Raw genomic sequence first — 18,963 nt, 5'->3', positions numbered from 1 at the left:
CTTCTTAACTTCTCCTTTTTTATGCCTTTGATTGGAAAATCCACTTATGGTAAACCTCCTAAATTCCTTTTCAACGGGCATTTGGAAACGATCATACCCAGTATTTTTAGAAAAATTCAAGGGATCCAATATTCGAGGGAAAAGATCAATACTCCTGATGGGGATTTTTTGAACCTGGATTGGTCCAAAACTGGAAGCAAAAAACTACTGATCATTTCTCACGGATTGGAAGGAAGTTCTGACCGGCATTATGCCATGGGATTGGCCAAACTGTTTAACCAACATGGATTCGATGCCTTGGCTTGGAACAACAGGTCCTGTGGAGGAGAGATGAACAAAGGTCCAATTCTTTACCATCACGGTGCTTCATATGACCTAAAAACTGTCATCGACCATGTCGAAAAATCCCTTACTTACGAATCCTATTATCTGGCAGGAATCAGCATGGGGGGAGCACAGACTTTGAAATATTTGGGAGAAAACGGACTTGACCTCAATTCAAAAATCAAAAGAGCGGCCGTTTATTCCACTCCCTGCAACCTGCCTGACTCGGCAGCAACATTGAGAGAAAAGAGAAATGCATTTTATAAAAACAGGTTTCTCGGTAAGCTGAAAGCTAAAATACAGGTGAAAGGGGAACAGTTTCCGGGATTGGTAGATTTGGATTTGCTCAAATCAGTCAAAGACTTTGACACATTCGATACCCACTTTACCGCCAAAGTGCATGGATTCAGGGATGCGCAGGATTTTTACCGAAGCGTCAGTGCCGACAATTGGATGGAGCATATCCAGATCCCGACTTTGATCATCAATGCACTCAATGATCCGCTGATCATGGACCGCTGCTTTCCCGTCAAGCTTGCCGAAACCCATCCCCATATTTTTCTTGAAATGCCCAATAGGGGAGGTCACACCGGATTTTTGGTTCCCGGTCAGGAATTTACATGGGCGGAGTACAGGTTTTTGGAGTTTTTGAATTTGCCGGTAGGGTAGGTTCTTGACTAATTCGGTAACCCCCTTCGGATGTTGATTAGAAAATTCAACTGGTTGGAATTCGTAATAACACCCATTTATTTTTTCGGTATTTGAAATCCTGATTCAAAAAAGTTTAGCTTATTCCGGGTCGTTGCCATCTATCTTTCATTTATTTTTCCCTCCAATACAATTCCCAACCTTGCGCATTTTAACCCGATCCTTGCATCTCGGGGTGGACTTTTGGGGGTTCTGAATGATCACTTTGGATTATTTTGTTCTAAAACTTAATCTTTCTTTTGATAGACCGAATTCCCTTCTTTAATGGTTTCTATTACTTTGATGTCTTTGATGGTAGACGGCTCCACTTTTAAGGGGTTTTTATCCAAAACAACAAAATCAGCTAGTTTGCCCACTTCCAATGTCCCTTTTGATTTTTCCTCGAAATATTGGAATGCCGACCAAACAGTGATACTTCTCAAAGCATCGTAGGGACTTATCCTTTCATCCGGCCCGATAATTTGGCCTGAACGGCTAGTCCTGTTTACCACAGTGTGTAAGATCATGATGCTATTTGGCAATATGACGGGGGAGTCATGGTGCTGACTGAATATCATTCCTTTGCGCAGGGCGGTACCCGCAGGGGAAATCTTGAAGCCACGCTCTTTTCCCAAAACTTCGTTGACATGCCAATCCCCCCAATAGTAAGTATGCAGCCCAAAGAAAGATGGAATTATCCCAAGTTCCTTCATTTGATCAAGTTGTGGATCGGTCACTGTTTGGGAATGGATCATGACCGGGCGCCTGTCTTCATTTCCAAAAAGGGCAGCGGCATTGCTAACTGCACGAATATATTGGTCGGCGGCAGCATCCCCGTTGCAATGGGCCAATATCTGCCAGTTATTTTCGAAAGCCGCATTTATCAAAGAGAATACAATTGAATCTTCCTGAATGGCAGGATACCCCCTGTAAGATTTATCCTGACCTGTTGGAGGGATCTTATATGGTTTTGAAAGCCATGCTGTTTTTCCTTGGGGAGATCCATCCAGAGAGATTTTGCCCCCTGCTACCCTGACATGATTTTGATAGGTATCGCTTACACCAACCTCTTTGATATAATCCAATTGAGTTTGAATATCAGGAAAAACGGCGATATCAATCAAAATCTGACCTTTTTGAGCCAGGCTTTTTAGTATTTCGGTAGCATCCTTGTTGGCCCGACCTTCCTGACCTGTGGTAAAACCAAATGCCATGTACAAGTCCTGACCGGCCAAAGCGATTCTTTGATTGGCTTCTGAATCAAGACTTCCAAATATTTTGAAAATAGGAACAAAAAATGCCATCTCCTCCAATACGCCATTTGGGATTGTGGTTCCCTCAATCCGACGGATAACCCCACCCGGAGGGTTTTTTATTCCTTCAACATAGCGCATGAGTTGAAGGCCTTTGTTGTTCATAGAGGCCAAATGTCCCGATTGGTGGATAATGATCACAGGAATATCCTTGGAAACCTTATCAAGATCTTCAGCGGTGGGATGCACCTTTTCTTTAAGCTGGGAATCGTCATACCCAAAACCGATGATCCAATTAAATTTATCGATTACATCCTGGTTTTTACCTTTCCAATCTGCCAGGATATCCAAAAGGGATTGGATGTCCTGTCCCTCACCATCAGGTGGAGGCAATAAATTGGCTGCAAGTGCCTGTATTCCTGTGTTGAAAATATGGCCATGTGCATCAATAAACCCGGGAAGGAGTGTTTTTCCATTCAGGTCTACTTCCAAGGCAGGGCTAGGGTAATTCTTTTTAGCTTCAATTAAACTACCTGTAAAAGCGATTTTCCCATCCTTGGCTACAAGTGCTTCAATGTATTGTGGCTGGTCACCGACCATCGTCAGGATATCACCTCCATGATATAGTGTGACATTTTCCATTTGGGAATTTTCGAGAGGTCTGTTACATGAAAAAAAAATGCAGACAAGCAAGAAAACTGAGAGGTATGATGCGTTGAATTTCATAAGATCACAATTTGTATTGTAATCTACAAAATGTTTTTTTGATCCAAAAACCGACTTTGGATGGCAATTGCTCGATACGTCTTTATAGAAAATCAATGTTGGGTTAACCTGTATAAAAGTGAGATTAATTTTTCCTTCGGATTATTTTTCTAGTTGATTAGGTTAAATCAACCTTTCGACTTATGGTCTGAGGATATCTCGGGCCGGTCTTCTTTCTTTCCAGAATATTCAAACTTGTTTTTGCAAATGCTTTGAACGGTAACAATCCTTCCTGTTTTTGGCTTTATTTTCGGTGTGTAGATCGTTTCCAGTTAATTGGAAAGGTTTTAAAATTGATTTTCAATAAACCTATTTTACCCAAAAACACCTTTCTGCTATGAAGTTTTTCAAAAAACATGCGCTCTTAGGATTTCTTCTTTTAGTCTCCCTTTCGGTATTTGGACAGCAAGTCAGTGGTCCAAAGCTGATCGTAAGGGGAGATGACATGGGTTCGAGCCGCTCTGCCAATCTTGCGAGCATAGAGACTTTTGTCAATGGCATAGAGACCTCCATTGAGCTGATGGTCGTCACGCCATGGTTTCCCGAAGCTGCACAATTGCTCCGAAAAAACACTGCAATTGATGTGGGACTGCACTTGGTTATCACTTCCGAATGGGATGGCATCAAGTGGAGGCCTTTGACCCAGGCGCCGAGTCTTGTGGATGCGGACGGTTACTTTTTACCCATGATGGGGCCAAATAAGAACTATCCCAGTTTGGCCATTTCTGAAAACAAATGGAATCTGGAAGAAATTGAACAGGAATTCAGGGCACAGATTGAGTTTGCATTGAAGCATGTTCCTCAGATCAGCCATCTTTCAGGGCATATGGGTTCGACAGGTTTTGACCCCAAGGTGGCTGAAATGGTAGACCGCCTCTCTGCAGAATATGATTTGCCGGTGATGAGTAGGGCTGTGATGCAGGGTTTGGGGATTTCAGGAGCGACTTATGAGGGAGCTAAAATCACCTCTGCCGAAAAAGAAGCTGCATTTATCCGTATGCTGGACAAGCTTGAGCCGGGCAAAAGTTACATGTTTGTAGACCATCCTTCCTACGATAACGTCGAAATGCAGGGTGTGGGCCATATCGGTTATGAAAATGTAGCTGAGGACCGTCAAGGTGTCACCGACACTTGGACGAGTGAAAAAGTCAAAAAAGCCATCTCTGGCAAAGGGATTGCTTTGGTCAATTTCCCTTCCTTGGTCAAAGCATTGCCTAGAAGTGATCCGGCTGCGGAAAATGTAAATCCAAAAAATATTGCCAATTATCTGGAAGCCGTAAAAGCCAGCGGACAGGAACTTCACAGCTTGATGATAATCAGGCATGGCAAAGTGGTGGCAGAGTATTGGTTTGGAGACAATGCTGCTAACAAACCCCATGTACTTCATTCAGTCAGTAAAACATTTACTTCAACTGCAATAGGCTTTGCCGTTCAGGAAGGACTGCTCAAAGTCAATGACAAAGTAATTTCATTTTTTCCTGATAAACTGCCTTCCGATGTCAGTGAGAACCTCAAAAACATGGAAATCAGGCATCTTTTGACCATGACTACGGGACATGATACCGATCCTACAAGGGCCACTAGAAGCGAAACAGAAAAGGATTGGGTGGAAGCTTTCTTAGCGGTCCCTGTCGATCATCAACCCGGGACGATGTATGTTTACAACAGCCTTGCGACCTATGTCCTGTCTGCCATACTTCAAAAAACCACAGGGGAAAGGGTGATAGATTACCTGCAGCCGAGGTTGTTCAGACCTTTGGGAATCGTGGCAGCCAGGTGGGAAGAAAGTCCGCAGGGAATTCCTGTCGGTGGTTGGGGACTTCATTTGAAAACTGAAGATTTGGCCAAGTTGGGACAGTTTTATCTCCAAAAAGGTAAATGGAATGGCAAACAGTTGCTTTCAGAAGCTTGGATAGAAGAGGCAAGCACCGCCCAAGTTCCTTCACTGCCAGCCGGTGTCAAAAGAGAAAACCTAAAAGTGAAAGCCAAAGACAGCGATTGGCTTCAGGGCTATGGCTACCAGCTTTGGAGAAGCCGCCACAATTCCTACCGCGCTGATGGGGCCAATGGTCAGTTTGTATTGGTTCTTCCTGAAAAAGATGCTGTCATTGTCGCAACGGCAAACATTCAGGACATGCAGGGTGAAATCAATTTAATCTGGAAACACTTGTTGCCTGCCTTGAAGTAGGAAATTGACATTTAAAGAAAAGGGGATGAAGAATATTGTTGCGTCATTCTGAACCGGAGCTTGCGGAGGTGAAGAATTTCTTTAAGCATTAGAGGCTCTTCTATTCTTAACTACCATTGACAGAATTGAATTCATTGGACGATATTCAACCCCTCTGGGGTTGGCCTGAATATCGTTTCGCCCTGACCCCTGGGTTTCAACCCGGGGCTAATCATGATTCAACCCCCTTTGGGGGTTTTAAATCTATGTCACTGCCTTTTCTAAACATTTCTTATTAAGTTGAAAACTCAGGGGGCAGGACCAAAAATGCTATTTCCCAAATCTCTTCAAAGCCAATTCGCAGACAGTACCGCCAATCGACAAAGAACTCGTTGCAGCAGGGGAGGGGGCGTTCAGTACATTGATTGCAAACTCACTCTCTTTGATGCTGAAATCATCCAATAAGCCACCTGTTCGGTCGCATGCTTGGGCACGCACACCTGCACCACCATCCACCAAATCTGATTCATTAATATCGGGAATCAATTCCTGTAATGCTTTGGTAAATGCGGCTTTGGAAAATGATCGGTAAATTTCACCCATTCCGGTTTTCCAATATTTTGCCGCTACTTTTTGGAATCCCGGCCATGCAAGTGTTTCTCCCAACTCTGATAAGTTGATGTCAGAGCGTTTATATCCCTCTCTCTTAAATGCCAAAACTGCATTGGGTCCGGCCTCAACACCGCCTTTCATCATTCTCGTAAAATGGACGCCTAAGAAAGGGAAATTTGGATCGGGAACAGGATAGATAAGGTTTTTGACCAGGTATTCTCTTTCTTTTTTGATTTTGTAATACTCACCGCGGAAAGGGATGATTTTGACATCAATCTCTTCTATTTGGTTCATTTGGGCGACTTTATCTGAATACAGGCCTGCGCAGTTGATCACAAGTTTGCAGCCAAATTCATGGTATGCCGACCTGACGTAAGAGATCCCGTTCAAGGTTTTGATTTCTTTTACTTTATGGTTGAAAAAAATGGTCCCGCCGATTGCTTCAAACTTTGCAGCAAATGCCTGCGCCACGACTTTGTAATCGACGATTCCTGTTTGGGGGACATGGATGGCAGCCAACCCGGCACAGTAAGGTTCGTAAGCCTTCAACTCATCCAAAGATATTGCCCGTGTTCCTGTCAATCCATTTTGTAATCCCCTTTCCAGAAGCCCGTTCAAAATCGGAACCTGTTCATGTCTGGTAGCGACAACGACCTTTCCTGTCAGCTCAAAAGGAACATTTTCCTCTTCACAAAATTTAATCAGTTCATGGTAGCCATTGATACAGTTGGTGGCTTTCAAAGAACCCGGCTTATAGTAAAGTCCCGAATGGATGACCCCGCTGTTGTTGCCTGTTTGATGCTTGGCTACTTCGGATTCCTTTTCTAGAATTGCGACTTTCAGATCAGGTTTTTGTTGCTTGATTTTTAAGCCCGTGGCCAAGCCTACTATTCCTCCTCCTACAATGATGATATCGTATGTCATTTTCTGTATAATTGCAGACAAATATAAGGATGGGATTTATTTTTGAACAGTATAATTTTGGGGCATAAAACTATGAAGCGTTCTTTTTCCATTTCAAAAACAACAGAATTAGAACTTTTCCAAGACTTTTGCGTGTTTTGAGCCGTACCTATAAACCATTATGAAAAGTATACTTTTATCAGTGATTATTTTTTTTGGCTTTTTGAGTGTTTCCCTTGCCCAATATGTCATTAAAGGTAAAGTAACGGACATAGAAACAGGCGATCCAATTCCTTTTGCAAGTGTGATTCTGAAAGGAACCAAAGTGGGGATTACCACTGATTTTGAAGGAAATTATACCATTTCGACATCCGTCAAAGCGGATAGCCTTCAGGTAAGTTATGTCGGGTACATTTCGCAAAGCAAACCTGTGGTCTATTCCCAAACTATCCTCATCAATTTCCAATTGGTTCCTTCTACTTTCAACCTCTCAGAGTTTGTCTTTGAATCAGGTGAAAACCCGGCTTTTCCTATCATCCGAAAAGCTGTGGAGATGAAAGAGAAGTTTGACAAGAGAAACCTAACAGCCTACGAATCAGAAAACTATACCAAAATAGAACTGGATTTGGATGAGGTCGAAGGTGCTTTCAAAGAAAGAAACCAAGTCAAAAAAGTCATTGCCGTAATGGACAGCATCAAGCAGCTGACCAATGATGAAGGAAAAAAAATACTTCCTGTTTTCTTTTCAGAAACCTACTCCAAATTCTATTTCCGCACGGATCCTTTGTTGAAAAAGGAAGTCATCGAAAACTCAAAATTAAGCGGAGTGGGAATTACCGATGGGACGACGGTATCTCAAATCACGGGTTCGGCATTTCAGGAATATAATTTTTATAGAAACTGGTTAACCATCGTAGAAAAGGAATTCGTCTCGCCGATTGCAGATGGTTGGAAGACTTTTTACGATTACGACCTGATGGATTCAGTGATGGTCGGAGAGGATTTTTGCTACATGCTGAAAGTTTATCCGCTCAGGGAACAGGATTTGGCATTTACAGGAACCATTTGGATCAAAAAGGAAGATTATGCATTGAAGCAGGTGGATTTGACGATCCCAAAATCGGCTAACCTTAACTTTATAGAAAGGATTAAAATCCAACAGGAATTGGTAGCCACCGATGCAGGACCATTGCTTCCATCCAAAACCCGTGTACTAATCAAAATCTCCAAAATCACAGAAAATACGGTTGGTCTGCTTGCCAAATTCTACAATTCAGGCCAAAATTTTATCGTAAATAACCCAAAGCCTCCAAGTTTCTATTTTCAAGCCATACAGCTCAAAGAAGATTTTGGCAAGGGTACTGAGGAGTTTTGGCAAAGTGTTAGACCTGAGCAGCTTTCAGATCAGGAAATTGTTTCCCGTCAGATGGTGGATACGCTGAGCAGGATTCCGGTAATCAGGTTTTATTCAGAGGGAATCAAGTTTTTGGGAACCGGGTTTTTGCCTGTCGGGAAAGTTGACCTTGGACCTTGGACAGGTCTGTTGAATTACAACAATGTTGAAGGCCTCAGATTGGGTGCGGGACTCCGGACAAACCTAAAATTCAGCAATAAATATGTTTTGTCGGGTTACTTGGCCTATGGTTTTGCAGACAATCAGGTCAAATACTTCCTTTCAGGAACCAAAATACTAGACCGGAAGAGGTGGACAACCATTCAGCTCAATACCCAAAGGGAAATAGATCAGGTGGGATTGGAAATCGAAAACCTTTCACTCAACAGTATATTTCTTGCTGCCTCGAGGTTTGGAACTTTAAATAAACCCTATTATGCCAAATATTATCGGCTGATCACACAGCGTGAAGTATTCAAAGGTTTTAACCTGACTGCCGGATTTACAAGGAAAGAATTTGATCCGGTTTTTGATTTCAATTATTTGGATGAAACTACAGGAACATACCAAAGTAGGTTTGACCTTGCACAGGTCAACCTTGGAATCAGGTATGGAAAAGATGAGGTAAACATCATTAATGACAATTACCGGGTTTCTCTTGGTCCGGTAAAATGGCCGGTTTTTGATTTTAGGTTTACGCAGGGACTGAATAGCCTTGGCGGGGATATCAATTATCAAAAATATGTCTTGAGTGTGTACCAAAAACTCAACTTGGGGCTGATAGGAGTCTCTAGGTATGAATTGAGGTCGGGTTTTGTCCGTGGGACCGTACCTTATCCATTGCTTGAAAACCACATCGGAAACGAGACCATCTTTTATACCACTGTGGCTTTTAACTTGATGAATTTCAATGAATTTGCAAGTGATCGGTTTGCAAGTTTGAGTTACAGACATTCTTTTGAGGGATTTGGGTTAAACTGGATCCCTTTGATCAAGAAACTCAAATGGCGAGCAGTGGCCAACGCAAACGTACTTTGGGGAAGCGTAAGTGATAAGAACCTGATGAATTCCTCAGATCTGGACGAGGAGGGAAATCCGATTCCTGCTTTTGGAAGATTAGATCAGGATCTGCCTTACATTGAAGTGGGGTATGGTATTGAGAATATTTTCAAATTCTTTAGGGTGGATTTTTTCCATAGACTAACCTATTTGGATAATCCGGGTGCAAATTCGTTTGGGGTTAAAGTAAGCGCGCAGATTATTCTTTAAGGAAAAAACATCTGGATTGGGGTTTTGAAAGCCTATCCTGAATTCAAAAAAATAATGGAGTTTGTTCCTTATATCTAAAAAAAAGCCAACATCAATTCGCATATTTGCAAATCAAAAACACACCTGTTTGTAAAGGTGTGATGTTTCATCAAGTTAAAATTTTAAATGTCTAACCAACAGATCAACATTACACTTCCCGACGGTTCTGTCAGGGAGTATGAAAAAGGAGTTTCGGGGCTACAAATTGCACTTAGTATCAGCGAGGGTCTAGCCAGAAACGTACTTGCAGCAAAAGTAAATGGTGAAATTTGGGATGCTGGAAGGCCCATTCACCAAGATTCCAAAGTTCAATTATTGACCTGGAATGACCCGGAAGGAAAGAATACTTTTTGGCACTCCTCAGCCCACTTGATGGCAGAAGCATTGGAAGCGCTTTACCCAGGCACAAAGTTCGGAATCGGTCCTCCTTTGGAAAACGGCTTTTATTATGACGTTGATTTTGGGGATAAATCCATCGATGGTACTGAACTCGAAAAGATTGAAGCCAAAATGATGGAATTGGCCAAACTGAAAAGCGACTTTATCAGAAAGGAAGTTCCTAAGAAAGAAGCAGTAGCCTATTTCACGGAAAAAAATGATCCCTACAAACTTGATTTGTTGGAAGGACTTGAAGATGGTTCAATTACTTTCTACGAGCAGGGCAACTTCACAGACCTTTGCCGCGGTCCGCATATTCCAAACACGGGTTTTATCAAATCCGTAAAATTGCTCAATATCGCGGGAGCTTATTGGAGAGGGGATGAAAAAAACAAGATGCTGACCCGTCTTTATGGCATTACTTTTCCAAAAGCCAAAGAACTGCAGGATTACCTTTTTATGCTTGAAGAAGCCAAAAAGCGTGACCACAGGAAGCTGGGAAGGGAATTGGAGCTGTTTACTTTCTCTGAAAAAGTGGGAATGGGTTTACCGCTTTGGTTGCCAAAGGGAACACTGCTTCGTGAGCGGTTGGTAAACTTCATGAAGAAGGCCCAGGATAAATCAGGGTATCAACAAGTGGTGACACCACATATTGGACATAAGGCACTTTATGAAACTTCCGGTCACTATGAGAAGTACGGGAAGGATTCCTTTCAGCCAATCCATACTCCTAATGAGGGAGAGGAGTTTTTGTTGAAGCCAATGAATTGCCCCCATCATTGTGAGATTTACAAGCACAAGCCAAGGTCATATAAGGATCTTCCGATTAGATATGCTGAGTTTGGAACTGTTTATCGCTATGAACAAAGCGGGGAACTGCATGGATTGACCAGAGTTCGTGGATTTACACAGGATGATGCACATATTTTCTGCAGACCTGATCAGGTCAAGGAGGAATTCATTAAAGTCATTGACTTAGTTTTATATGTATTCAAAGCCTTGGGATTTGATGACTATACTGCGCAGATATCATTGAGAGATCCTGAGAAAAAGGAAAAATACATTGGAACAGACGAAGCTTGGGAAAAAGCAGAATCTGCCATTGTAGAAGCAGCCGCTGAGAAAGGATTGGAAACTGTCACTGAATTGGGCGAAGCCGCTTTCTATGGCCCGAAACTTGATTTCATGGTCAAAGATGCCTTGGGAAGAAAATGGCAATTGGGAACTATTCAGGTTGATTATAACCTTCCAGAAAGGTTCCAGTTGGAATATATAGGTTCGGATAATCAGAAGCACAGACCTGTGATGATTCACCGGGCACCGTTTGGTTCCTTGGAGAGATTTGTTGCAGTTTTGATTGAGCATTGTGCAGGAAATTTCCCTCTTTGGCTTTCTCCCGAGCAGATTACGATTCTTCCGATTTCAGAGAAATTCATTGAATACGCGGAAGAAGTCAAGGCAATTCTTGAAGAAAGCGACATCATCGGGTTGATTGACAATAGGGATGAAAAAATCGGAAGGAAAATCCGGGATGCGGAAGTTAAGAAAATCCCTTTTATGTTGATTGTAGGGGAGAAAGAGCAACAGGAAGGTAAAATTTCTGTAAGGAAGCACGGGGAAGGCGATATAGGAAGTTTATCTCCGGTTGAGTTTGTATCCTATTTCAAAGGAATAATAGGAGAGTCTATAAAAAATTAATTTAATCGGTATTAATCAAGCAGATTTTTTAAATCTCAAATTAATTCCGATATTTGCACGCAATTTCATTAAATAACAATAAGAATTTGAAAGGAAAACCACCGTTCAGACAGAGACAAGAAGAACCTTATAAGGTTAACGACAGGATCAGAGCAAGGGAAGTCAGAGTTGTAGGAGACTACGTAGAAGGCGGAAACGCTGTTTTGACGCTCGCTCAGGCCCTTAAAGTAGCTGAAGAGAATGAACTTGATCTCGTAGAAATTTCTCCAAATGCCACTCCACCTGTATGTAAGGTGATTGACTATGCGAAATTTAAATACGAACAGAAAAAGAAGCAAAAGGAAATCAAAGCCAATGCTGCGAAGACTGTTCTAAAAGAAATCAGATTTGGACCGAATACTGACGATCATGATTTCAATTTTAAATTGAAACATGCGATCAACTTTCTAAAGGAAGGGGCAAAAGTTAAAGCTTATGTTCATTTCGTGGGAAGGTCTATCGTATTTAAGGAAAGAGGAGAGATGTTGTTATTGAGATTTGCGCAGGAGCTTGAGGAATATGCCCAAGTAGAGCAGCTTCCCAAATTGGAAGGAAAACGAATGTTTCTATTCTTGGCTCCGAAGTCATCAAAGAAATAATTTCAACAAACAAACACAGTTATGCCTAAAGTAAAAACAAAATCAGGTGCAAAAAAAAGGTTTGCCTTAACGGGAACCGGTAAAATCAAAAGAAAGCATGCTTACAAAAGCCACATCCTGACCAAAAAATCAACCAAAAGAAAGAGAAATCTTACTAAAATGGGAATGGTTCATGAATCAGATGAAGGAAGAGTAAAAGCAATGTTGAGAATCGGTTGATCCGTTATCTTATTTCTATTGAAAATTAGGTTTATTTATTCACCAGGCGCTTCGGTCTACAAGATCAACTGAGAAAAAGGTTGGCACCAAGGGTCAAAAAATCAAAAAATTATGCCAAGATCAGTAAACTCCGTCGCTTCAAGAGCAAGAAGAAAGAAAGTCCTTAAAGCAACAAAAGGCTACTTCGGAAGAGGTAAAAACGTTTGGACAGTAGCCAAAAACAAGTACGAAAAAGGTTTACAATACGCGTATAGAGACAGAAAAGCCAAGAAAAGAGAATTCAGGGCTTTATGGATTCAGCGTATCAATGCAGGTGCCAGAGAATATGGCATCTCTTACTCTCAATTTATGGGATTGTTGAAAAAAGCAGATATCGAATTGAACAGAAAAGTTCTTGCAGATTTGGCTATGAACCATCCTGAGGCATTCAAAGCTGTTGTTGAAAAAGTAAAATAAGAACGCACTTTCTTATTTTAATTGTAAAAGCCCCAAACCGGGGCTTTTTTTATGGCTATTTTTTAATTGGACAAGGTCAATTTGGGATTTTTTGCTATATTACAAATGTCCTATAATTCAAAAAACCAATCCCAAAAATCTACAGAATGCCTACCATAATAGGCCTGTAAGAAAACAGGATTAGTTTGCAATCAAAAAATTTGGAAACGATTATGTCAATTTGGTGTTAAAATTTATGGATAAAACTGAAACAGGAATAAATAAAAAAAGCCTCTCAAAGGAGAAGCTTTATGAAGCCAGGAGGGGAGTTGAACCGCTGTCCGCCGCGGCGGATATGAATCCTTGCTACATATAAAGTGGAAGAATATTTGATTTAATCCAATCTCTTCCCTTGCCTGATTTGAGTTCTGTTTCCCTTTGAAGTGCCTTTGATTTATCTTCAAAAAACTCCACATGGATGCAGTACCAAGGCCTAAATCGAGTTGTAAAACCTTTGATTCCTTTCTCGTTGTGAAACTTGAAACGGGTTATGAGATCTGAGGTCATTCCGGTGTAAAATCGGGAGGCCGAAAAAGAATATAGGACGTATACAGTATACATATTTAAAAATAATAGAAATAAAAAAAGCCTCTCAAAGGAGAAGCTTTATGTAGCGAGGAGGGGAGTTGAACCGCTGTCCGCCGCGGCGGATATGAATCCTTGCTACATATAAAGTGGAAGAATATTTGATTTAATCCAATCTCTTCCCTTGCCTGATTTGAGTTCTGTTTCCCTTTGAAGTGCCTTTGATTTATCTTCAAAAAACTCCACATGGATGCAGTACCAAGGCCTAAATCGAGTTGTAAAACCTTTGATTCCTTTCTCGTTGTGAAACTTGAAACGGGTTATGAGATCTGAGGTCATTCCGGTGTAAAATCGGGAGGCCGAAAAAGAATATAGGACGTATACAGTATACATATTTAAAAATAATAGAAATAAAAAAAGCCTCTCAAAGGAGAAGCTTTATGTAGCGAGGAGGGGAGTTGAACCCCTGACCTCAGGGTTATGAATCCTGCGCTCTAACCAACTGAGCTACCTCGCCAAATCGGATTGCAAATATGAGGTCTTAAGTCTTGAATTGCAAACAAAATGCTCCAAAAAAAGTGACTTTTTGTTAACTAAATTAATGTAATAATGGTAAAAAATAAGTTTGTTGCTGATTATCAAATCAATACTTCGAGGAAAATTTTATTTCCATATTTAAGTACAGCAAGTGGATTGGCTGAATGGTTTGCGGATGATGTAAACATCAATGAGGATAAGACTTATAGGTTTCATTTTGATGGCGAAGATCATTACGCCAGAATCACAGCACTTAGGACAAATATTCATGTGAAGTTTGAATTTTTTGATCCTACAAATCCGGAGGAAAAGGACAATTCTTTTATTGAATTTAAAGTGGATGAAAACGAACTGACTCAAACCATGTTTTTGAAAGTCATAGATTACAGTGATTCTTATGATGATGAGGAGTTGGAGTCAATTTGGGAAAGTCTGATCCATACGCTCAAAGAAATTATCGGGGGTTAATTGGAGTATTTTCTTTTCTTTTGAAAATATTTTTAACCTTTGCCGTTAGAATCCTTTGTAGAGGACTTAATTGTTAATGAAAAAAATAGATAAATTGATTTTGGGGTCTTTTATAGGCCCCTTCTTTTTGACCTTTGTGGTGGTGGATTTTATCCTTCTCACAGTAAATATGCTCAAATATTTTGACGAAATCTTTGGCAAGGGCTTAAGTTTTTGGATTTACATGGAGCTTTTTTCTTATTTTGTTATTAGTATTTCCCCCATGGCTTTACCATTAGCGGTTCTCCTTTCCGCTCTGATGACTTTTGGTAATCTTGGAGAACATTTTGAACTTACTGCTTTGAAGAGTGCAGGCATATCCTTGGTCAGGGCACTATTGCCGATAGGTGTTTTTGTATTGTTCCTTACTGTTGCTGCTTTCCTTTCCAATAATTATCTGGTACCAAAAGTAAATCTTAAAACATTTGGATTGCTGTATGATATCAGGATGAAGTCACCTGCCCTTGATATTAAAGAGGGTGTTTTTTACAATGGGATTCCAAATTACAGCATCAAAGTGAATAAAAAACTCGATGAAGTAAGGCTTAACGATATCATCATTTACAACCATTCTGAAGGACAAGGAAATATCAATGTAATAATGGCGGATTCAGGAAGGATGGAACCATTTTTTAATGACAACTATATGAAATTGACTTTATATCATGGAGTCAGTTATGAAGAATCAAGATCCCAAAGGGGTATCAATGAAAAACCTGTAGACCTTAGCAGGACAACTTTTTCAGAGAATCAGATTGTATTTGACCTTGCCTCTTTTCAGTTAAATAGGACACCCGAGGATTTATGGTCAACAAACCGATCCATAAAAAATATTGCGCAACTCAAACTCGGGCTTGATTCTATGAATTCTGAAATCAATCAGATTGTTTATTTTAACTACCTGAATACTGAGTCCTCTTATCCATATTTTACGAGAGACAGGAAATTGGCACCTCCTGCAGAAATTGTAAGGAGAAAAGAAAGAGATGATTCTCTCAAAATAGCCAAGGCAGCTTTACAAAATAAAGCAGATCTCAGTATGAATTTGACTGCTTCTAAACCGCAGGATTCATTAAATCAACAAGCTTTTAATGGTGGATTTGATTCAGTTAATGTAATTGAAAGAGAATTGGTTTTTGAAAAAGATTCCATTCCTAACCTTTCTGATCCAAATCAATTACTTGCAGATGTTAATATTCCTACTTCAATGGAATCATTGGCAAATGATGCAGTCGTTCCAAATAAGAAGATCAATAGAAAAGTTTTAAAATTGAATAAACAGATCAGCAATGTAGATTCAATCCTCCAAAAATCTGAAAATGACAGCTTGGTTTCAAGAGAGGAAAACATTGAAACCTCAAATTCTCCCCAATTAACTTCCACTTTTACCATTGAAAAAAAGGCTGCTTTGGATTCAATAATCCTCAAAGGAGATTACAAATCAAAAGCAGCTACAGTCGGAATGAACAATGCCCGGACTATAAAGAATAACTTCAGTACCAAACTGACTCAAATTGATGCTTTGGAAAGGGAATTCAGAAGGTTTGAGATTGCCTGGTATCAAAAATACACTACCGCTTTTGCGTGTATTGTGATGTTTATGATTGGAGCACCTTTGGGAGCTATTATTAAAAAGGGAGGATTGGGTATGCCTGTTTTGATGTCAATCATTTTCTTCATTTTGTTTTACATGCTTACAATTACAGGAGAGAAATGGGCTAAAGAAGGAGTGACCAACTCTGTATTTGGAACATGGTTTTCCAATTTGGTATTGTTGCCTTTTGGCTTCTTTTTTCTCAGACAGGCAAGGAAAGATGCGAGATTGTTTGAACCGGAGACATATATTGAATTTTTCAAAAAGATTAAAGCCAAATTTGGGTTTAAAACTGCTAAAACTCAGAACTGATTTTTGAAATTCGATTATAAGCTTTACCTTTGTACCTGTTTTAAAATATAATTAATTAACTAGGCATGTATTTAACATCAGAGAAAAAAGCGGAGTTGTTTAAAAATCATGGCAGGTTAAAAGCTGAAACCGATACAGGTTCTCCGGAATCGCAGATCGCGTTATTCACTTTCAGAATTCAGCATTTGACTGACCACTTGAAAACAAACAAAAAAGATCACTCATCAAGATTAGGTCTTTTGAAATTAGTAGGTAAAAGAAGAAGCCTTCTCAATTACCTTGTTAAAAACGATATCGAAAGATACAGAGCTATTATCACCGAATTAGGAATTAGAAAATAACTCGATTCATTGTAAGGTTCTCATGGGAGAACCTTACTTTTTTATTTACCCCTGATATTAAGCCTTACTTTTATAACTATTCTACACCTATTACTATTTACAAAATTGTATGTTACCAAACGTAATTTCTAAATCTATTGTCCTTGAAGATGGTAGAGAAATCATTATTGAAACAGGTGCATTGGCAAAACAAGCTGATGGAGCGGTGGTAGTCCGTATGGGTAAAGCCATGTTGCTAGCCACTGTTGTTTCCAAAAAAGAAGTAGGCGAGGGAGTTGACTTTCTCCCAATGTCAGTTGATTACCAAGAAAAATTTGCTGCATCCGGAAAGATTCCCGGAGGTTTTTTGAAAAGGGAAGGTAGACTTTCCGATTATGAAATATTGATCAGCCGAATAGTGGACAGGGCAATCAGACCTATTTTTCCTGATGATTATCATGCTGACACCCAAATTGGAATTACTTTGATGTCTGCAGATTCTGAAGTCCTTCCTGACTGTTTGGCCGGACTTGCAGCTTCTGCTGCATTAGCTGTTTCCGACATCCCGTTTAATGGCCCGATTTCTGAGGTTAGGGTCGGAAAAATTGATGGAAAGTTGATTATTAATCCTACACCTGCTCAGTTAGAATTAGCTTCATTGGAGTTTATAGTTGCAGGTTCTGAGGAATATATTTTGATGGTGGAAGGTGAAGCTAATGAAATATCTGAGGATGAAATGGTAGAAGCTCTTCAGTTTGCCCATGAGGAGATAAAGAAACACTGCAAAATCCAGAAAGAACTGACTATTGCCGTTGGAAAAGAAAAGAAAAGAGAATACAACCATGAAAAATTAGACCCTGCCTTGTACGAAAAAATGCATACTGAGCTTTATGGAAAGTGTTATGATGTTGTTGCCAAGCTAATTGCCAACAAATCTGAAAGATATGATCTCATCAAAGCTGTAAAGGAAGAGTTTGTTGCGTCATTGGGTGAAGAACATGGTTTTGAGACAAGTTTAATCGGACCATATTTTTCAAAAATCCATAAAGAAGCTGCCAGAAATTTAACTTTGAATGAAAAAAAGAGATTGGATGGTAGAAAATTGGATGAAATCAGGCCTATTTGGTCGGTTATTGATTATTTACCTTCTGCTCATGGATCTGCAGTATTCACCAGAGGTGAGACCCAATCTATAACCACTTGTACCCTTGGTACCAAGATGGATGAGCAAATGATCGATGGCGCGATGATTTCAGGTTATAATAAGTTTTACCTTCATTATAACTTTCCTGGCTTCTCTACCGGTGAAGTTAAGCCGAATAGAGGTGTAGGAAGAAGAGAAGTGGGCCATGGCAACCTTGCCATGAGAGCTTTGAAAAAAGTTCTTCCTTCAGGAGACGAGAATCCATATACAATCCGTATTGTATCTGACATTTTGGAATCAAACGGATCATCTTCTATGGCAACTGTTTGCGCAGGTTCATTGGCATTGATGGATGCAGGTATTCAGATTAAGGCTCCTGTAACGGGAATTGCTATGGGAATGATTTCTGATGCAAAGACAGGAAAATATTCTATTCTTTCTGACATTTTGGGTGACGAGGATCACTTGGGAGACATGGATTTCAAGGTTACAGGTACAGAAAAAGGGATTACTGCCTGTCAAATGGACTTGAAAGTCGAGGGTCTTGATTACAGTGTTTTGAAAGAAGCGTTGTACCAAGCCAAAGAAGGTCGATTACATATCATGAATGAAATCAAAAAGACCATTTCAGCACCTAAGCCGGATCTTAAACCTCATACACCTAGGTCATTCATGATGAGTATTCCTAAAGAACTTATCGGAGCAGTTATCGGTCCTGGAGGAAAAGTCATCCAAGAAATCCAAAAAGATACCGGAGCTACCATCATCATTGAAGAAAAAGATAATATGGGAAAAATCAACATTTTCTCAAACAATCAAGAATCTATGAATGCTGCTATTTCAAGAATCAGGGCGATTGTTGCTCAACCTGAAATAGGAGAGACCTATACCGGCAAAGTGAAAAACATCATGCCTTTTGGAGCTTTTGTGGAATTCATGCCTGGAAAAGATGGTTTACTTCACATTTCTGAAATTAAGTGGGAAAGACTTGAAAATATGGAAGGTGTCCTCGAACCAGGAGAAGAAATAATGGTTAAACTGATTGATGTTGATAAAAAAACAGGAAAATTTAAACTTTCCAGAAAAGTATTATTGCCAAAACCAGAAAAATCTGATAAAAACGATTAAGTTCAATAGCGTATTTGCTATTTTGAACTTTGTTTAATTGGATTCCTGTTATTAAT

Annotated in this window: 15 protein-coding genes and 1 tRNA gene; 11 read left to right on the top strand and 5 right to left on the bottom strand. The window is 40.1% G+C overall.

Annotated elements, in window-relative coordinates; genetic code table 11:
• Window positions 1-21 precede the first annotated feature (21 nt).
• Window positions 22-993 carry a YheT family hydrolase gene (locus tag NU887_RS16540; protein ID WP_258424492.1) on the top strand — a complete coding sequence of 324 codons (972 nt, stop codon included), beginning with the start codon at window positions 22-24 and terminating at the stop codon, window positions 991-993.
• A 266-nt stretch (window positions 994-1,259) separates the two neighbouring features.
• On the opposite strand, the gene NU887_RS16535 is transcribed toward NU887_RS16540, so the two are convergent.
• A complete protein-coding gene (locus NU887_RS16535; protein ID WP_258424491.1) occupies window positions 1,260-2,990 on the bottom strand; it encodes an amidohydrolase in 1,731 nt (576 codons plus the stop codon).
• 376 nt (window positions 2,991-3,366) lie between these two features.
• Here NU887_RS16535 and NU887_RS16530 point away from each other — a divergent pair, with 376 nt between their 5' ends.
• Window positions 3,367-5,217 (top strand): serine hydrolase domain-containing protein, encoded by a 1,851-nt coding sequence (locus NU887_RS16530; protein WP_258424490.1) that lies wholly within the window; start codon window positions 3,367-3,369, stop codon window positions 5,215-5,217.
• A gap of 309 nt (window positions 5,218-5,526) precedes the next feature.
• Here the strand turns inward: NU887_RS16530 and lhgO are convergent, their stop codons facing one another.
• Entirely contained in the window at window positions 5,527-6,732 is a 1,206-nt protein-coding gene (gene lhgO / locus NU887_RS16525) for an L-2-hydroxyglutarate oxidase (protein WP_258424489.1), read from the bottom strand.
• Window positions 6,733-6,892: 160 nt separating this feature from the next.
• Here lhgO and NU887_RS16520 point away from each other — a divergent pair, with 160 nt between their 5' ends.
• The 5 genes from NU887_RS16520 (at window position 6,893) to rplT (ending at window position 12,801) form a co-directional block, all read left to right on the top strand.
• The gene (locus NU887_RS16520) at window positions 6,893-9,373 is read left to right on the top strand and encodes a DUF5686 and carboxypeptidase-like regulatory domain-containing protein (protein WP_258424488.1); all 2,481 of its coding nucleotides are present in this window, start codon (window positions 6,893-6,895) and stop codon (window positions 9,371-9,373) included.
• Window positions 9,374-9,538: 165 nt separating this feature from the next.
• Window positions 9,539-11,488, top strand: coding sequence for a threonine--tRNA ligase (thrS, locus tag NU887_RS16515; protein ID WP_258424487.1), 1,950 nt, complete (start codon window positions 9,539-9,541; stop codon window positions 11,486-11,488).
• Between the two features lie 86 nt (window positions 11,489-11,574).
• Window positions 11,575-12,126 (top strand): translation initiation factor IF-3, encoded by a 552-nt coding sequence (gene infC, locus NU887_RS16510; protein WP_258424486.1) that lies wholly within the window; start codon window positions 11,575-11,577, stop codon window positions 12,124-12,126.
• Window positions 12,127-12,147: 21 nt separating this feature from the next.
• Complete coding sequence (rpmI, locus tag NU887_RS16505; protein ID WP_258424485.1) at window positions 12,148-12,345, top strand: 50S ribosomal protein L35; 198 nt, start codon at window positions 12,148-12,150, stop codon at window positions 12,343-12,345.
• A 111-nt stretch (window positions 12,346-12,456) separates the two neighbouring features.
• On the top strand, window positions 12,457-12,801 hold the full coding sequence (rplT, locus tag NU887_RS16500; protein WP_258424484.1) for a 50S ribosomal protein L20: 345 nt from the start codon (window positions 12,457-12,459) through the stop codon (window positions 12,799-12,801).
• 345 nt (window positions 12,802-13,146) lie between these two features.
• Here rplT and NU887_RS16495 read toward each other — a convergent pair whose 3' ends face one another.
• From NU887_RS16495 to NU887_RS16485, 3 genes are all read right to left on the bottom strand, one after another.
• Window positions 13,147-13,401, bottom strand: coding sequence for a GIY-YIG nuclease family protein (locus NU887_RS16495; RefSeq protein ID WP_258424483.1), 255 nt, complete (start codon window positions 13,399-13,401; stop codon window positions 13,147-13,149).
• Window positions 13,402-13,503: 102 nt separating this feature from the next.
• Window positions 13,504-13,758: a GIY-YIG nuclease family protein gene (locus NU887_RS16490; protein WP_258424483.1), complete on the bottom strand. Its 255-nt coding sequence runs from the start codon at window positions 13,756-13,758 to the stop codon at window positions 13,504-13,506.
• A gap of 50 nt (window positions 13,759-13,808) precedes the next feature.
• Window positions 13,809-13,882 (bottom strand) — tRNA-Met (locus NU887_RS16485).
• Between the two features lie 92 nt (window positions 13,883-13,974).
• Between NU887_RS16485 and NU887_RS16480 the strand changes: the two genes are divergently transcribed.
• The 4 genes from NU887_RS16480 (at window position 13,975) to pnp (ending at window position 18,907) form a co-directional block, all read left to right on the top strand.
• Window positions 13,975-14,370 (top strand): START-like domain-containing protein, encoded by a 396-nt coding sequence (locus NU887_RS16480; RefSeq protein ID WP_258424482.1) that lies wholly within the window; start codon window positions 13,975-13,977, stop codon window positions 14,368-14,370.
• Between the two features lie 76 nt (window positions 14,371-14,446).
• Entirely contained in the window at window positions 14,447-16,315 is a 1,869-nt protein-coding gene (locus tag NU887_RS16475) for an LptF/LptG family permease (RefSeq protein WP_258424481.1), read from the top strand.
• A 65-nt stretch (window positions 16,316-16,380) separates the two neighbouring features.
• On the top strand, window positions 16,381-16,656 hold the full coding sequence (rpsO, locus tag NU887_RS16470) for a 30S ribosomal protein S15 (protein WP_113922163.1): 276 nt from the start codon (window positions 16,381-16,383) through the stop codon (window positions 16,654-16,656).
• A gap of 109 nt (window positions 16,657-16,765) precedes the next feature.
• Window positions 16,766-18,907, top strand: a complete 2,142-nt coding sequence (gene pnp, locus NU887_RS16465; protein ID WP_258424480.1) for a polyribonucleotide nucleotidyltransferase — start codon at window positions 16,766-16,768, stop codon at window positions 18,905-18,907.
• Window positions 18,908-18,963: the final 56 nt, after the last annotated feature.

This window comes from Aquiflexum gelatinilyticum (assembly GCF_024741135.1).
GTDB lineage: Bacteria > Bacteroidota > Bacteroidia > Cytophagales > Cyclobacteriaceae > Cognataquiflexum > Cognataquiflexum gelatinilyticum.
This window is presented reverse-complemented; position numbering and strand designations above follow the sequence as displayed.

Bases quoted from the DNA above. Each gene is read 5' to 3' on its own strand.
- thrS (WP_258424487.1), top strand. From the start codon at position 9,539: ATGTCTAACCAACAGATCAACATTACACTTCCCGACGGTTCTGTCAGG.
- NU887_RS16480 (WP_258424482.1), top strand. From the start codon at position 13,975: ATGGTAAAAAATAAGTTTGTTGCTGATTATCAAATCAATACTTCGAGG.
- NU887_RS16490 (WP_258424483.1), bottom strand. From the start codon at position 13,758: ATGTATACTGTATACGTCCTATATTCTTTTTCGGCCTCCCGATTTTAC.
- NU887_RS16540 (WP_258424492.1), top strand. From the start codon at position 22: ATGCCTTTGATTGGAAAATCCACTTATGGTAAACCTCCTAAATTCCTT.
- NU887_RS16530 (WP_258424490.1), top strand. From the start codon at position 3,367: ATGAAGTTTTTCAAAAAACATGCGCTCTTAGGATTTCTTCTTTTAGTC.
- NU887_RS16475 (WP_258424481.1), top strand. From the start codon at position 14,447: ATGAAAAAAATAGATAAATTGATTTTGGGGTCTTTTATAGGCCCCTTC.
- NU887_RS16520 (WP_258424488.1), top strand. From the start codon at position 6,893: ATGAAAAGTATACTTTTATCAGTGATTATTTTTTTTGGCTTTTTGAGT.
- rplT (WP_258424484.1), top strand. From the start codon at position 12,457: ATGCCAAGATCAGTAAACTCCGTCGCTTCAAGAGCAAGAAGAAAGAAA.
- pnp (WP_258424480.1), top strand. From the start codon at position 16,766: ATGTTACCAAACGTAATTTCTAAATCTATTGTCCTTGAAGATGGTAGA.
- NU887_RS16535 (WP_258424491.1), bottom strand. From the start codon at position 2,990: ATGAAATTCAACGCATCATACCTCTCAGTTTTCTTGCTTGTCTGCATT.
- NU887_RS16495 (WP_258424483.1), bottom strand. From the start codon at position 13,401: ATGTATACTGTATACGTCCTATATTCTTTTTCGGCCTCCCGATTTTAC.
- rpsO (WP_113922163.1), top strand. From the start codon at position 16,381: ATGTATTTAACATCAGAGAAAAAAGCGGAGTTGTTTAAAAATCATGGC.
- rpmI (WP_258424485.1), top strand. From the start codon at position 12,148: ATGCCTAAAGTAAAAACAAAATCAGGTGCAAAAAAAAGGTTTGCCTTA.
- lhgO (WP_258424489.1), bottom strand. From the start codon at position 6,732: ATGACATACGATATCATCATTGTAGGAGGAGGAATAGTAGGCTTGGCC.